This window comes from Micromonospora sp. WMMD723, assembly GCF_049863385.1.
GTDB lineage: Bacteria > Actinomycetota > Actinomycetes > Mycobacteriales > Micromonosporaceae > Micromonospora > Micromonospora wenchangensis.
Genome location: NZ_JBMKNR010000001.1, coordinates 1,620,372 through 1,635,936, shown reverse-complemented (window position 1 = coordinate 1,635,936; position 15,565 = coordinate 1,620,372). Strand labels below are relative to the sequence as shown.

General features: G+C 74.5%; 8 protein-coding genes and 2 pseudogenes. 6 read left to right on the top strand and 4 right to left on the bottom strand.

Annotated elements, in window-relative coordinates; all coding sequences use genetic code 11:
* Positions 1–48: 48 nt before the first annotated feature.
* Together ACN261_RS07455 and ACN261_RS07450 are read left to right on the top strand one after the other, a co-directional pair.
* A pseudogene (locus ACN261_RS07455) lies at positions 49–1,545 on the top strand (hypothetical protein); the annotation flags it as partial.
* Between the two features lie 136 nt (positions 1,546–1,681).
* Positions 1,682–1,876 carry a hypothetical protein gene (locus tag ACN261_RS07450; protein WP_145922205.1) on the top strand — a complete coding sequence of 65 codons (195 nt, stop codon included), beginning with the start codon at positions 1,682–1,684 and terminating at the stop codon, positions 1,874–1,876.
* A gap of 131 nt (positions 1,877–2,007) precedes the next feature.
* Here the strand turns inward: ACN261_RS07450 and ACN261_RS07445 are convergent.
* Positions 2,008–3,153, bottom strand: a pseudogene (locus tag ACN261_RS07445) (glycosyltransferase family 4 protein); the annotation flags it as partial.
* Between the two features lie 166 nt (positions 3,154–3,319).
* On the opposite strand from ACN261_RS07445, the gene ACN261_RS07440 reads away from it, so the two are divergent.
* Positions 3,320–7,573: an alpha-(1->3)-arabinofuranosyltransferase domain-containing protein gene (locus ACN261_RS07440; protein WP_425849116.1), complete on the top strand. Its 4,254-nt coding sequence runs from the start codon at positions 3,320–3,322 to the stop codon at positions 7,571–7,573.
* Here ACN261_RS07440 and ACN261_RS07435 read toward each other — a convergent pair.
* On the bottom strand, positions 7,468–8,685 hold the full coding sequence (locus ACN261_RS07435) for an acyltransferase family protein (RefSeq protein ID WP_425849114.1): 1,218 nt from the start codon (positions 8,683–8,685) through the stop codon (positions 7,468–7,470). The genes ACN261_RS07440 and ACN261_RS07435 overlap by 106 nt on opposite strands.
* A gap of 113 nt (positions 8,686–8,798) precedes the next feature.
* Here ACN261_RS07435 and ACN261_RS07430 point away from each other — a divergent pair, with 113 nt between their 5' ends.
* The 3 genes from ACN261_RS07430 to ACN261_RS07420 all read left to right on the top strand — a co-directional run bounded on the left by ACN261_RS07430 (position 8,799) and on the right by ACN261_RS07420 (position 12,548).
* A complete protein-coding gene (locus ACN261_RS07430) occupies positions 8,799–9,962 on the top strand; it encodes a DUF3068 domain-containing protein (protein WP_421484566.1) in 1,164 nt (387 codons plus the stop codon).
* Positions 9,963–10,323: 361 nt separating this feature from the next.
* Positions 10,324–10,938: a DUF6230 family protein gene (locus ACN261_RS07425; protein WP_204926973.1), complete on the top strand. Its 615-nt coding sequence runs from the start codon at positions 10,324–10,326 to the stop codon at positions 10,936–10,938.
* A gap of 92 nt (positions 10,939–11,030) precedes the next feature.
* Entirely contained in the window at positions 11,031–12,548 is a 1,518-nt protein-coding gene (locus ACN261_RS07420; protein ID WP_425849112.1) for a DUF6114 domain-containing protein, read from the top strand.
* A gap of 85 nt (positions 12,549–12,633) precedes the next feature.
* Here the strand turns inward: ACN261_RS07420 and ACN261_RS07415 are convergent, their stop codons facing one another.
* Both ACN261_RS07415 and ACN261_RS07410 read right to left on the bottom strand, forming a co-directional pair.
* Positions 12,634–14,304 (bottom strand): DUF885 domain-containing protein, encoded by a 1,671-nt coding sequence (locus ACN261_RS07415; RefSeq protein ID WP_421484564.1) that lies wholly within the window; start codon positions 14,302–14,304, stop codon positions 12,634–12,636.
* A gap of 132 nt (positions 14,305–14,436) precedes the next feature.
* Positions 14,437–15,513: a PHP domain-containing protein gene (locus ACN261_RS07410; protein ID WP_425849110.1), complete on the bottom strand. Its 1,077-nt coding sequence runs from the start codon at positions 15,511–15,513 to the stop codon at positions 14,437–14,439.
* Positions 15,514–15,565 lie beyond the last annotated feature (52 nt).

Sequence of the window (15,565 nt, the reverse complement as noted above, 5' to 3'; positions counted from 1 at the left end):
CGGGAGAGGCCGATCCTCGTCGCCACCGGGCTGGCCGTCACCGCGCTGGTGCTGGCCCCGCTGGCCGCGCCCGGCTACGTGCTCAGTTACGACATGGTCTTCGTGCCCCGGCAGCCGTGGCGGGCCGAACTGGTCGCCCCGGTCGACTCGCTGCCCCGGGCGGTGCCGCTGGACGCGCTGGTGTCGCTGGCCAGCCAGGCGGTGCCGGGGTGGCTGCTGCAACGGCTGGTGCTGGCCGGGGTGCTGCTGCTCGCCGCGATCGGGGCCGGTCGGCTGGTGCCCGCCGGTCGGCCGGTGGTCCGGGTGGTCGCCGCGGTCGGGTACGCGTGGACGCCGTACCTGGCGGAGCGGCTGCTGATCGGGCACTGGGGGCTGCTGCTGGCGTACGGGGCGCTGCCCTGGCTGGTCGACGCCGCGATCCGGGTGCACCGGCCGGGTGGGCTGCGCCGGTTGGTGCTGGTCGCACTGCCGGCCGTGGTCACCCCGACGGGTGGCCTGGTCGCCCTGGTCACGGTCGCCGTGCTGGTCGCCCGACGGGGTGCCGCCCGGACGACCGCGCTGGCCGTCGGCGCGTTGCTGCTGCTGAACCTGCCGTGGCTGGTGGTCGCCGGGTTCAGCGCGGCCGACGCCCGGACCGACCCGGCCGGGGTGGCAGCGTTCGCGGCGCGGGCGGAGAACTGGAGCGGGGTGGTCGGCGCGTTGGCCGGCACCGGTGGGATCTGGAACGGGCAGACCGTGCCGGCGAGCCGTGCGTCGCCGTTGACGCCGGTGGCGACGGTGGCCCTGCTGGTGCTGGCGGGGTACGGCCTGCGGGAGTTGCGTGGCCGGTGGCCGGCCGGGGCGGCGGACCGGCTCGTCGGGTTGGCCGGGGCCGGTTTCCTGGCCGCCCTGGCCGGGGCGCTGCCGGGCGGGTCGGCCGCGCTGGGCTGGTTGGTGGCGACGGTGCCCGGGGCCGGGGTGCTGCGCGACGGGCAGAAGTTCCTGGTCCCGTACGCGCTGCTGCTGGCGCTGGCCGCCGCGCTGGGGGCGGAGCGGCTGGCCGACCGGGTCGCCGCCCGGGGTGCGCCGGGTGGGGCCGGTGCGGTGCTCGCCGCCGTGCTGCTGCTGCCCGTGGTGGTGTTGCCCGACCTGGCGTTCGGTGCGGCGGGCCGGCTGCGTCCGGTGGCGTACCCGGCGGACTGGGACGCGGTGGCCCGGCGGTTGGACGGCCGGTCGGGGGAGGTGCTGTCGCTGCCGTTCGGGGCCTACCGGGCGTACCCGTGGAACGACGGTCGGACGGTGCTGGACCCGCTGCCCCGCTACGTCGACGCCGACGTGCTGGTGGACGACACGCTGTGGGTGGGGACGACGGAGGTGCGGGGGGAGAACCCGCGGGCCGCCGAGGTGGGCCGGGTGCTCGCCGCGGGTGGCCCGGTCGCCGCGACCGGGGTGCGGTGGGTGGTGGTGCAGCGGACCGTCGGCGGCCGGCGGGTGGACCCGGCGACGCTGGCCGGGTTGCGCGAGGTGTACGCCGGGACCGACCTGATCCTGTACGAGAATCCTGCCGGCCGGTGACCGGGCGGTCGCCGGCTGTTCCTGCTGCCTGCGGGGTCGGTGGTTGATCGTCTGCGCGGCTCTCCCGGCGTTGGCTACTTGGTGGTAACGTGCCGCGCACGCAGCTCACGAGGAGGAATACAGCACCATGCGCAGTGCTCTCTCGTTGGTTCTGGTCGCGGTGGCCGCGATCGCTCTGGGTGCCTTCGGCACGGTGGCGTTGGCCACCAGCCTGACCGGCACGTCGGCGGCCGAGGCGGCGAAGGCCGAGCAGGCCGCCCGCACCGAGTCCGGCGGCGGCAACGGTGGTGCCAACCAGCCGCTGGTCTACGGCACCAGGTAGGACCGTTCCACCTGCCCGGCCGGTGGCCCCGCCGGCACCGTCGACCCTGACCGTCCTGTCTGCTCCGACCGCTGCGCCGGTGTGTCCGCCGGCCCCGACCGCTCGACCGGCGTCCCCGCCGGACCGTTCGCGGCCCTCGTCACGAGGGCCGCGAATTTTTCGCCCGAGACCGGCCAGGTGAACCGGGCGGCGTGGGCGCGGGCCGCCGCGCCCATGGTGGCCCGGTGGTCGTGGTCGGTCAGTAGCCGCCGCACCTTGGCCACGAAGTCGTCGACGTCCTCGGCGAGCAGGCCGGTCTCGCCGTCGACCAGGGATTCCTCGACCCCGCCCGCGCCCCGGAAGGCGACCGTCGGGGTGCCGACCGCGCCGGCCTCGACGATGGTGAGCCCCCAGCCCTCCTTGAGCGACGGGGTGAGCGCCACCCAGGCCGAGGCGAGCAGGTGCCGCTTGTCGGCGTCGGAGACGAAGCCGGTGAACCGGACCCGGTCGGTGAGGCCCAGTTCGGCGGTGGTGTGCCGCAGTTGCTCCTCCCACCAGCCCTGTCCGGCCACGGTCAGGGTGAGGCCGGGCAGTTCGTCGGCGAGCGCGGCGAGGGTGGCCAGCGCCACCTCGACCTGCTTGTGCGGGACCAGCCGGCCGAGCACCACCAGCGACGGTTCCGCCGAGCGGGGCACCGGGCCGACGGTCATGTCCGGGGTGCCGTTGTGCACGATGTCGACCCGGGCCGGGTCGATGCCGAGGGTGGCCAGCTCGTCGCGGGTGGCGGCGGAGACGGTGACGTACCGGCAGCGGCGGTAGACCCGGGGGGCGAGCCAGGACTCCACCCACCAGCCGAACCGGGCCAGGCCCGGGCCGAGCACCACCGGCCACTGCTCCCGGTGCACGTGGTGCACCAGCGCGATGACCGGCCGGCGGGCGTAGAGGGCGGAGAGGAAGGGCAGCCCGTTGCCGACGTCGACGATCAGGTCGGGTCGACCGCCCCGGCGGCGGCTCAGCGGGCCGAAGCCGAGCGCTCCGGCCAGGTACGCAAGCGCCGCCCGGAGGTAGACGGTGTGCCGACCGCCGCGCCGCAGCACGCGTACGCCGTCGGGGGTGGTCTCCTCGGCGGTGCCGGCGGGATGGGTGGCGCAGAACAGGGTGGCCCGGTGGCCGCGGCGGACCAGTTCGCCGGCGATCCGCTCGACGTAGACCTCCGAGCCACCGCCCTCCGGATTGCGGGTGTCCCGCCAGTTGAGGAACAGAACGTGCCTGGTGGTGGCGGCAGCGGGTGCGTCCAACACTCAACTCCTACTGCCGAGTAGTCTTCGCGTTCGCGTCACACTATGGGCTGCGTCACGCACGTCGCAATGCCCGATCGGAGGCGAGATGCAGCAGTCGCCGGGCCGTCCGGGGGCGGCCGAGGGGCCGGACGACACATCGAGCACGGTGTGGCGTGCGCGCTTGGTGGCGGTGTGTCTGGCTTTGTCGGCACTGGCGTTCCTCCAGGACCCCGGGCTGATCGCCATCGACACCAAGGTCGACCTGGCGATCGATCCGGCCGGATGGCTGACCCGGGCCCTGCACGTCTGGGACCCGGACGGCACCTTCGGGCAGTTGCAGAATCAGGCGTACGGCTACCTCTGGCCGATGGGGCCGTTCTTCCTGCTCGGCAAGCTGCTCGCCGTACCGGCGTGGGTGGTGCAGCGGCTGTGGTGGGCGCTGCTGCTGACCGTGGCCTGCGTCGGCGTGGTCCGGCTCGCCGAGCGGCTGCACGTCGGCACCCCGTGGGCCCGGCTGCTCGCCGGGGCCGCCTTCGCGCTCTCCCCCCGGCTGCTCACCGAACTCGGCCCGATCTCGGTGGAGGCGTGGCCCAGCGCGCTCGCCCCGTGGGTGCTCGTCCCGCTGGTCGGGCTGGCCGACGGTGCGCCGGTGCGCCGGGCGGTCACCCGGTCGGCCCTCGTGGTGGCCTGCGCCGGTGGGGTCAACGCGACAGCCGTGCTGGCCGTGGTGCCGCTGGCCGCGCTCTGGCTGCTCGGCCTGCACCCGTTCCGGCTCCGGGTGAAGGCGCTGGTCGCCTGGGGGCTGGCGGTGGGCGCGGCGACCGCCTGGTGGCTGGTGCCGCTGCTGCTGCTCGGCCGGTACAGCCCGCCCTTCCTCGACTACATCGAGACCGCGCCGGTGACCACCACCCCCACCGACACCACCACCGTGCTGCGCGGCGCCTCGCACTGGCACGCCTACCTCACCGGCGCGTACGGGCCGCCGTGGACGGCGGGCTGGCGGCTCGCCACCGAACGTCCCCTGGTGGTCGCCACCCTGGTGGCGGCCGGGCTGGGTATCGCCGGGCTGGCCCGCCGGGGCATGCCGCACCGGCGGTTCCTGGTCACCGGCCTGCTGGTCGGGCTGGCCCTGGTCGGGCTGGGCCACCTCGGTCAGCTCGACGGCTTCGGCGCGCAGACCCAGCGGACCTTCCTCGACGCGGCCGGTGCGCCGCTGCGCAACGTGCACAAGTTCGACGTGGTGCTCCGGCTGCCGCTCATCCTCGGCCTGGCCCACCTGGTCGGGCTGGTGCTGCGGGCCGCCCGCACCGGCGACCGGCCGGAGCTGGCCGCCGTGCTGCCCCGGGCGCTGCAACCGGTCCGGCTGCGCGCCGGCCTGGTCACCGGCACCGCCCTGGTCGCGGTCGCCGCGATGGCCACGCCCGCGCTGGGCGGTGGGCTCGCCGCCCAGGGCAGCTTCACCGGGGTGCCCGGCTACTGGCGGGAGGCGTCGGCCTGGCTGGACCGGGCCGTCGGCGACGACCGGGTGCTGGTGGTGCCCGCCGCCCGGTTCCCCCGCTACCTGTGGGGCAGCCCCAGCGACGAGATCACCCAGCCGTTGTCCGACCGGCCGTGGGCGGTGCGCAGCTCGGTGCCGCTCACCCCGCCCGGCACCATCCGGATGCTGGACACCGTCGAGTCGGCGCTGGCCGACGGGCAGGGTTCCGCCGGCCTCGCCGACCTGCTCGCCCGCTCCGGGGTGAAGTACCTGCTGCTGCGCTCCGACCTCGACTACGGCCACAGCGGGGCCGTCCGGCCGGTGGTGGTCCGGCAGGCGCTGCTGCGTTCCCCAGGCATCGAGCCGGTGCGCGGGTTCGGCCCCGAGGTCGGCGGGGGTCGGCTGCCCGGCAACGTCGTCGACCGGGGACTGGACGTCGGGGTCCGGGCCCTGGAGGTGTACGAGGTCCGCCGCGACGTGGACCGGGTCGTCGCGTACGACGCCGCCGACCTGACCACTGTCGTCGGCGGCCCCGAGTCGCTGCTGCCGCTGGCCGCCGCCGGCCGGCTCTCCGCCGCGCCGACCGTGCTCGCCGGGGACCGCCCGGCCGGACTGGACGCGTCGTCGGTGACGCTCACCGACGGGTTGCGCCGCCGGGAGGTGGCCTTCGGGCAGCAGCACGACAACGCCTCGGCCACCATGACCGCCCGGGACCGCCCCCAGCTCGACGCCCCGGCCCGGGACTACCTGCCGGACTGGGCCGACGGGCAGTCCACGGTGGTGCGTTACCTCGGCATCGGCGGGGTGACCGCGTCCAGTTCCTGGTCGCAGGCGCAGCCGCTGGGCGGTGGACGTCCCGAACACCAGCCGTACGCGGCGGTCGACGGCGACCTGAGCACGTCCTGGCGGTCCGCCCCGGGGACCCGCGCGCCGGGGCAGTGGTTCGAGGTGGAGCTGGACCGGCCGCAGGTCGTCCGGCAACTGCGGATCACCTTCGACACCGGGGCCGACTCGCTGCCGACCAGGATCACCGTGACCGCCGGCCGGCAGCAGACCACCGTGCAGACCGCCGGGCAGACCGTCGAGGTGACCCTGCCCGACGGCTACCCCACCCGGTTCGTCCGGGTCACCGTCGAGGAGGTCTTCGACGTCCGGGCCGGCTTCGGTGGGGTGGGCATCGCCGAACTCGTCATCCCCGGGGTCGAGGCCGCCCGGACCCTGGTGGTGCCGGACCCACCGGCCACCGACCGGCCGGCCGCGATGGTGTTCGCCGCCGCCCCGGCCACCCCGGCGTGCGTCTTCGACGAGGGCCGGCCGATCTGCGCCGGGGCGATGGCCCGCGCCTCCGAGGACAGCGACCGGATCGACCGCACCGTGCGGTTGCCGGCCGGCGCGGACCACCGGGTCGCGCTGTGGGCCCGACCCCGACCCGGTGGGGCGCTCAACGCGCTGCTCGACCCCGGTGGGGCGGCGGCGGTCACCACCGGGGTCACCCCGACCGTGGCCGCCTCGACCGTCGGCGTGTCCCACCCGAGCGCCCGTCCCGGCGCGGTGGTCGACGGGAACCCCGCGACCGTCTGGTACGCCGCCGACGCCGACCGGCAACCGTGGCTGCGGTTGACCTGGCCGAAGGCGCGCACCGTCACCGGGCTGCGGATCACCCTGCCGCCCGGTGCGGCGGCGGCCCGCCCCTGGCGGGTCACCGTGCTCGGCGACGAGGGGATGCGCGGCGGGGTGCTCGACGAGGGCGGCACGCTGCTGTTCGACAGGCCGATGCGCAGCGACGACCTGACCGTGCTGATCGCCGACGTGGTGCCGGTGGCGTCGTACGACCCGTACCGGCGGGTGACGCAGGACCTGCCGGTGGGGGTGGGCGAGCTGACCGTGCTGCCGGACGGCCCGGCCACCCCGGTGGACGCAGCGGAGCGGGTCACCCTGCCCTGCGGCACCGGCCCCACCGTGACCGTGGCCGGTGGTGGGCAGCGCCGGACCGCGCTGGTCGCCAGCCGGCGGGACCTGGTGGAACTGCGCGAGGTGCCGGCGGTGCTCTGCGGTCCGGCCGCGAAGACGCCGCTGCGGCTGGCCGCCGGGGAGAACCGGGTGGTGGCGGCGGGGACCCGGCTGACCGTACCGACCCGGCTCGCGCTCACCCCGACCGGCGGGGCGTCGGCACCGGCGGCCCCGGCCGGCGGCACCGGTACGAGCGGCACGGCCGGCACCGGAGCCGGGGACGTGACCGCCGGACCCCGGCAACCCGGGGCGACCCGGACGGTGCTGCGCGTCGACGAGTGGTCGGCCACCCACCGGGTGCTGCACCTGGAGAGCTATCCCGGCCAGCGGGTGCTGGCGTTGCGGGAGAACGCCAACGCCGGCTGGGTCGCCACCGCCGACGGCCGGACCCTCACCCCGTTCGTGGTGGACGGCTGGCAGCAGGGCTGGCTCGTCCCGGCCGACGTCGCCGGCACGGTGACGCTCCGCTTCGCCCCCGACCGGGGGTACGTGCTGGCGCTCGGGGCCGGGGCGGTGCTGCTGGCCGGGGTGGCCCTGCTGGCGGTGCTGCCGTCGCGGCGTACCCCGGGGGCGGTGGTGCCGCGGCGGCGGCGCGGGCGGGTGCTCGCCGCGCTCGTCGGCGGTGCGGCGTTGCTGCTGTTCGGCGGGCCGGCGGCGGTCGGGGTGGCGCTGGCGGTGGTGGCCGTGGTGCTGGCCGGGCGGGCGTTGGAACCGCACCTGCACCCGCCGGACCGGCGGGGCATGCACCGGCTGCGCCGGGCGACCGTGCGCTGGCTGCCGGTGGCGTGTTTCGCGGTGGCCGGCTGGTGGGCGGCGACCCGGGGCGGGCACACCGCCTGGCCGCCTCAGTTGGCCGCGGTCGCCACCGCCACCCTGCTCTGGCTCTCGCTGGTGCTGCGCCGACGCGGCCACCGCCCACCCCAACGTTGGAAGGGGCGCTCCACCGCGTAGTAGCTGACCGCCGCGAGGACCAGCCCACCGGCGACGGTGAGGAGGAACGTGCCGAGCGGGTCACCGGTGAACTCCGGCCGGCCGTCGAGCAGGTAGATCCCCTCCAGTACGAACGGGTGCCAGAGGAACAGCCCGTACGACACCCGGCCCAGCCACCGGCCGACGATGCTGTCGAAGGCGCCCTTGGTACGGGTCTGCGGCCCGAACGCCACCGGCACGATCAGCAGCACCGCGACGACCAGGTAGAGCACCAGCTTGGTGGCGAACTGGCCGGCGGTCGGCTCGGCCAGGTCCCGGGGGCCGGTGACCGGGGTGGTGGCGACGGCCAGCGCGCCCAGGGCGATCGTCCAGCAGGCCAGCGGGGCCCGGCCCAGGTCGTCCAGGAAGCGCCAGCGCCCGCCCCGGCCGGTGCGCAGCGCGACCTGCGCGCCGGCCAGGGCCATCCCGGCCCCGAACCAGCCGGCGTACGAGGGCAGCCACATGGTGTGCAGGCCGAGGCTGAGCACGCCCGCCCCCATCAACGCCACCCAGCCCCCGGTCACCGCCGTCGCGGCCAGCGCGATCCGCAGCACCCCGTCCGGGTGGACCGACGTCGGTGGGCCCGGTGTCCGTCGCCGGCCGAGCAGGAGGACCGCCAGCACCGGCAGCAGCAGGTAGAACGTGACCTCGGTGGCCAGGCTCCAGGTCTGGCTGAGCCCGTGCCGGAGCTGCCCGTGCTGGTAGATCTGGGTCAGCGTGAGGTGCCGCAGCCAGTCGCCCGTCGAGGCCGGCCGGTTCTGCGGCAGCACCAGCAGGCAGACCACCACCGCCACCCAGTAGGCGGGCAGGATGCGGGTGGCCCGCCGCCACAGGTAGCGGCCGGTGCCCGGGGGCCGCTGGCCCGTCGCCCGCGCGTGCGCGTACGGCCGGAACAGCAGGAACCCGGAGAGGACGAAGAAGACCGCGACGCCCACGTCCAGTCGGGACAGCCAGGCCCCGACGGCGGCGTCGCCGGTGTTACGCCCGGTGGCGAAGCCGACATGGTGTCCCACCACGGCAAGTGCCCCGATCACCCGGACGGCGTCGAGGGCGGGCAGCCGCCGCAGGACCTGATCGGGAATCGGGGCAGACATCAACCGTCCAGAGGGTCGCGGGGCTATGTGACTCGGGAGTAACGTGCGGCCAAGTTTTACATCCTCGATCTTCCGCCGGTAACCGGCTGACCGTCTTTGTTAGGGGAGGACCAGTGAAGACTCGCCTGGGTGCCGCGTTGTTCGGCATCGGCGTGCTGTCGCTCGCGGTCGCCGCGGGAACGGCGTACTACGTGGCGCCGTCGGTGACGAAGCTGCCGTACGACCTGACGTTCTGCAACGCGGACGGCAAGCCGGACGGGTGCCTGCGGGCGAGCGTCGCGATCGCCGACAACGCCACCTTCATGCAGGTGCTCGACGGGAAACCGACGATCCAGACCGGTCAGCTCAAGGCCACCACCGAGGTGGTGCCGCAGGCGTCGACGACCGAGAAGGAGATGACCGGTGACCTCAGGGGCGACGCGGTCGTCTGGGACGTCTACGGCACCGTCGTGCGGACCGACAACGGCTCCGACGTCAGCAAGTACGCGGCCGAGTTCGCCCTGGACCGGGTCACCGCCGCCGCCCGGGACTGGGACAAGCAGTACCTGGACACCGACGGCCCCGGCGGCGCCGACGACTCGGTGACCTTCGCCGGGCAGACCTACAAGTTCCCGTTCCGTGCCGAGCGGCGGGACCACACCTTTTTCGACCGGGACCTGCGCCGGGCGCTGCCGATCGCGTTCGACGGCACCGAGCAGATCAACGGCACCGAGGCGTACCGGTACGTGCAGCAGATCCCGGAGACCGACCTGGTTACCCCGGAAGGTTCGCTGACCGCGTTGGCCGGTGCGCTGGCACCGGGGGCGACCACCGGCAAGGTCACCTACAGCAACACCCGGACGATCTGGATCGAGCCGGTCAGCGGCAACTTCGTCAAGGTGCGTGAGCAGCAGCGGAAGAACTTCGTGCCGAACCAGGGCAGCCCGGTGACCCTGCTGGACGCGGATTTCGTCTACGACGAGGCGACCATCGCCAACAGCGTGAAGTCGGCCGGGGTGACCCGGGACAAGCTCCAGTTGATCGGCCGTACCCTGCCGATCGGGCTGGCCGTCCTCGGTGGCCTGCTGTTGCTGGTGGGCCTCTGGCTGGTCGTCGCCGGGCGGCGGCGCGCGACGCCGGCCGCCGGGCCGGAGGGGGCCGGTGTCGCCCCGGCGGCCGACACCCCGACCCGCGACGGGAAGGCCGAGCCGGCCACCGTGGGGCGGTCGGGCGGCCCGCTCACCGACGAGATCCCACCCGCGTCGACGAACTGGCGGGGTGAGTCCGGCTCGCGCTGACCGCGCACGTCGGCACACCGGGGCGGGTCGGGGTTCCCGGCCCGCCCTCCGCGTCTCCGTGGTGACCGTATGCGTCCGTTACGGAATCGTAACGTGTCAATGGTTTGTCACCTCACGGTGATGGGTGCCGCCGGATTTGGCGGCATCTATCCGGTCGATGCCGGGGATCGGTTGCACTCAGCGTGAGTGCGGCGACCGGCTCGGATGATCGACGGTTACCGGTCGGTAGGTGGGGTCTTGTGAGCCACGCCTCAGCGGGTGCACCATCAGGCACGCATTCGTTACCCGTCGGTAACAGATCTTGCGGCCCGGTCGCGGCCCGACCGGCTCCCACGACCGGCACCAGCCTGAGGAGGAATCCGTGCAGAATCGGACCGACGAGCCGGGGCGTACCCGGTGGCGGCGTTTCGCCGCGATGATGGTGCCCGCGACGGCCGCCGTGGGCGCCATCCTGTTCGGCATGCAGAGCGGGGCCATCGCCTCCGACATCACCGTCTCCGGGCAGACCTTCAAGATCGGGGCCGAACGCCTGGAGGGCGACGGCTTCACCCAGTACGGCGGCATCGTCAAGGAGAAGAACGGCAAGGTCCACCCGGTCGCCCTCTCCGAGATCAGCAGCGCCCAGCTCTACAAGCTCTGCCAGTCCGTCCGCGCCGACCTGCCCGGCCTGCCGGTGGTGCTGACCATCAACGCCGGTGACGACAAGCCGGCCACCGCCAAGAACATGATGATCGCGATGGACAGCCTGGGCGGCAACGCCACCTTCACCAACATCCGCATCGGCCGGGACGCCACCGACCTCAACGCGTCGGCGCAGGCCGGCTCGTTCGGCCAGGACGCCCAGCACGTCACCATCACCGACCTGCGGCAGGTGTCCCGCTACACCACCGCGGCCACCTTCAACCTGACCGGCCTGCGACTCAAGGTGAACGTCGGGGAGGCCGCGAAGGGCAAGGAGTGCTTCGCGGACGACTGAGCCGCACCGGGCCGGACCCCTCCCGTCACCCCCCGCCGGACGGCAGGGGCCCGGCCCGCCCGACCCCGTACCCATCCGCCCAGGAGGAGCAGGTGACAAGCGCGCAACCGCCGTACGCCCCGACCGGTCCCGGTTCCGGTCGCGGGTGGCGGAGCTTCCGCCGGTGGCGACGCAGCCGGCCGTTCTGGGGCGGCCTGCTCACCGTGCTCGCCGGGGTGGAGATGTTCGCCTCCACCAGGATGACCCTCAACGGGCTGAGCTTCTCCTCCGGCGCGACCGGGCTCTACTCGCTGCTCATCCCGATCATCCTGGTCACCTGTGGGCTGCTGCTCTGGTTCAGCCCTGGTCAGCGGCTGTTCTACTCGATCGTCGCGGCGGTCACCACGGTCTACTCGCTGATGGGCCTCAACCTCGGCGGCTTCTTCCTCGGCCTGCTGCTCGGCCTGGTCGGCAGCGCCCTCGGCTTCGCCTGGACCCCGATCCGCCCCGCCCCACCGTCCGCCGCCGACACCGCCACGTCGCCCACCGCCGGCACCTCCGCACCGGCCGCCGCCGGAGCCCACCCGGACGCCGACCCCGACGCCGACGACGGGTTCGACGCCGACGGCCGGCTCGGCTTCTTCGGCGGCCCCGGGGCGGACGCCGCCGCGCGGCGGGACCCGGCGCAGGACCCTGCCGGCGGGCGGGACCCACGCCACCTCGGGGTCGCGCTGCTGGTCCTCGGCCTCGCCGCCGGTGCACTGGTGGCCGCCGCGCCGAAGCCGGTACGGGCCGCCGCGCCGGGACCGGTCCGGGCCGCCGCGCCGAAGCCGGCACCGACCGCGTGCCCGCGACCGGCACCCACCGGGACCGCCGCCCCGCGCCCCACGGCGGGCCGGACCGCGACCCCGTCGGCCACCCCCGGCACGGCCAGCCCGTCGCCATCACCCTCGCCGGACGGCAACCTGCTCAGCGACCTGCTGCACGACCTCGGTGACCTGTTCACCGGCGGTGGGAAGACCGATCCGGCCGCCACCCCGTCGCCGGACCGCACCCCGTCGCCGGGCGGCGGGGCGACCCCGGAGGCCGCCCTCACCCCCCGGCCGAAGCCCACCTTCACCGGAGCCCACTGCACCCCAGGCAGACCCGCCCGCCCCGGCACCGTACGGCCGGGACGGCCGCTGCCGCGGATCGCCCCCGAGCCGGGGCAGCCGAGGGTGGCCCGGCAGCCGTCCAAGCTGACCGGCACCCGGGTCACCATGACCGGGCTGCGGTTCGAGGGCATCGTCGACCTGCCCACCGCCGACGGCACGCTGAAGGTGTTGAAGTTCAGCATGAGCCGGGCGGTCACCGCCGATTTCAGCCTGGTCGCGGACGGTCCGGCGGGCCGCCACCAGCGGTACGTCACCGACGAGCTGACGGTGCGGGGCGACGTCGCGTTCTACGCCACCCGGTTCGTCGGCAAGCTGCTCGGCATCACCATCACGCTGACCCCCGACCTGCCGTTCCCCGACGGTATCCCGGTCACCTCGCCGATCCCGATCACCTTCACCGACCCGGCCATCGACCTGGCGTTCGTCGACTCCGACACGCTGACCGCCCGACCGGCACTGGCGTTGAGCCTCTCCTGACCCTGCTCCCACCCCCACGGTGTGTCGGGGGCGGGCATCCGCCCGCCCCCGACCACCCGTCACGACCGCCGACCGACGGTGCGGATCAGAGCCGGGCCAGGGCCCGGCGCAGCGGGTCGAGCCCGAGCGCACCCAGGTCGAGCGCCTGCCGGTGGAACTCCTTCAGGTCGAAGTCGGCGCCCTTGCGGGCCATCGCCTCCTCCCGGGCCTGCAACCAGATCCGCTCGCCCACCTTGTACGACGGTGCCTGCCCCGGCCAGCCCAGGTAGCGGTTCAGTTCGAAGCGCAGGTTCTCGTCCGGCACCCGGCAGTGCGCCCGCATGAACTCCCAGCCCAGCTCCGGCGTCCACCGCTCACCCGGGTGGAAGCCGAACGGGTTGTCCCGGGGGATCTCCAGCTCCAGGTGCATGCCGATGTCGACGATCACCCGGGCCGCCCGGAACGCCTGCCCGTCGAGCATGCCGAGCTTGTCGCCCGGGTCCTCCAGGTAGCCCAGCTCGTCCATCAGCCGCTCGGAGTAGAGGGCCCAGCCCTCGCCGTGGCCGGAGACCCAGCACAGCAGCCGCTGCCAGCGGTTGAGCAGCTCCGCCCGGACGGCGGTCTGCGCGACCTGGAGGTGGTGGCCGGGGACGCCCTCGTGGTAGACGGTGGTCACCTCGCGCCAGGTGGAGAAGTCGGTGACGCCCTGGGGCACCGCCCACCACATCCGCCCCGGGCGGGAGAAGTCCTCGCTCGGCCCGGTGTAGTAGATCGCCCCGTCGCTGGTCGGGGCGAGGCAGCACTCGATCCGCCGGACCTGCTCGGGGATGTCGAAGTGGGTGCCGTGCAGCTCGCTGATCGCCTTGTCGGCAAGCGCCTGCATCCAGTCCCGGAACGCCTCCTTGCCCTGGATGGTGCGCGCCGGGTCGGCGTCCAGCACGGTCACCGCCTCGTCGATGGTGGCACCCGGGCCGGCGATCCGGCCCGACACCATCCGCATCTCGGCCTCCAGGCGGGCCAGCTCCGCGAACCCCCAGGCGTACGTCTCGTCGAGGTCGACCTTCGCGCCGAGGAAGTACTGCGAGGCCAGCTCGTACCGTTCCCGGCCGGCGGCCTGCTTGTCCCGCCCCAGCGGAACCAGCTCGGTACGCAGGAACTGGCCGAACTCGGCGGTCGCCGCGGTCGCCGCCGCCGCGCCCCGGCGCAGCTCGGCACCGAGCGTGCCGTCGGCGTCCAGCCGCTGCACCAGCCCGTGGAAGAAGTTGTCGCCGTGCGGGTCCGTCCAGGTGTCGCACTGCTTGGCCACCTCGGTCAGCTGCACCTTGGAGCTGACCCGGCCGGCGGCGGCGGCCTCACGCAGTGTGGTCTTGTAGCCCTCCAGGGTGGCGGCGAACCGGTTGAGCCGGGCGGCGACGGCGGCCCGGCCCTGCTCACCCTCGGTGGGCATCAGGTCGAAGACCATCCGGATCTCGTGCAGGCCGCTGGCGATGACGTTCACCTCGCTGGTGATCTCGCCCGCGTCGTGCCGGGCCAGCTCCAGCCCCAGGCGTTCCTGCATCGCCTCCTTGGCGGTCCGCTCCGCCTCGGACTCCGGCTCGGTCACGTCCAGGTCGGTGAGGGTGCGCCGGGTCAGTTCGGCCCGTGCCTCGTAACCGGCGGGCGAGAGGTCGTCGAGCTGGTCGTCGTAGCCGGCGATGCCGACGTAGGTGGCGCCGGTCGGGCTCAGCTGCGCCCAGTCGGCCACGTACCGGTTCGCGAGGTCATCGATTCGTCCCACGCTGCGACCCTACGTGACCGTCGGGGCCGGTTGTCGAGTGTGTTTGCCGAGCCCGGGGTGATCGGCACGCTGGAGCCGTCGTTGCGGTATCCGTGCCCCGGGGATACCGCAACATCGCCCCAGAAAAGTGGATCATCCCGAGGCGCGGGCGCGGGTCCAGTCGAGCAGGCGGTCCGCCGGCCAGGTGTTGACCACCCGGTCGGCGGGGACACCGCACAACGCGGCCCGCACGCAGCCGAACCGCTGCCAGTCGAGCTGCCCGGGGGCGTGCGCGTCGGTGTCGATGGCGAACCGGCAGCCGGCCTCCAGGGCCCGGCGGATCAGCCGCTTCGGCGGGTCCTGCCGCTCCGGCCGGGAGTTGATCTCCACGGCCACGTCGTGTTCGGCGCAGGCGGCGAAGACCGCGTCCGCGTCGAAGTCGCTCTCGGCGCGCGTCCGCGCCCGGTGCCCCTTGTCACCCGGGCCGGTCACCCCGGCGGGTCGGGACGACACCATCCGCCCGGTGCAGTGGCCGAGGATGTCCAGGTGCGGGTTGGCGATCGCGGTGAGCATCCGGCGGGTCATCCGGGCCCGCTCGTCGCGCAGCCCGCTGTGCACCGAACCGACCACCACGTCGAGCCGGGCCAGCAGCTCCTCGTCCTGGTCGAGGGTGCCGTCGGCGAGGATGTCCACCTCGATCCCGGTGAGGATGCGGAACCCCTCGGGCAGCGCCGCGTTCACCGCCGCCACGTGGTCGAGCTGCCGGCGCAGCCGGTCGGCGGTGAGGCCCCGGGCCACGGTCAGCCGGGGCGAGTGGTCGGTCAGCACCACGTACTCGTGGCCGAGTTCGACCGCCGCGAGCGCCATCTCCTCGATCGGTGACCCGCCGTCGGACCAGTCCGAGTGGGTGTGGCAGTCGCCGCGCAGCGCGGCCCGCAGCGCGGCGGCCGCCTCGTCGAGGTCGACGCCCTCGGTGGCGACCAGCCGGCGCAGGTAGACCGGTTCCTCGCCGGCCAGCGACTCGGTGACGCAGCGGGCGGTCACGTCGCCGACCCCGGGCAGGTCGGTGAGCGTGCCGGCCCGGGTCCGCTCGGCCAGCTCCGCCGCCGGCAGCGCGGCCAGGGCGGTCGCCGCCGAGCGGAACGCGCGTACCCGGTAGGTGGCCTCGTTGGCCCGCTCCAGCAGGAAAGCGATCCGGCGCAGGTCGGCGACGGGGTCTCTGGCGCTCATGGATGGCAACCTACGCGCCCGCGCCGCCGGTCGGGGGACGACCGGCGGCGCG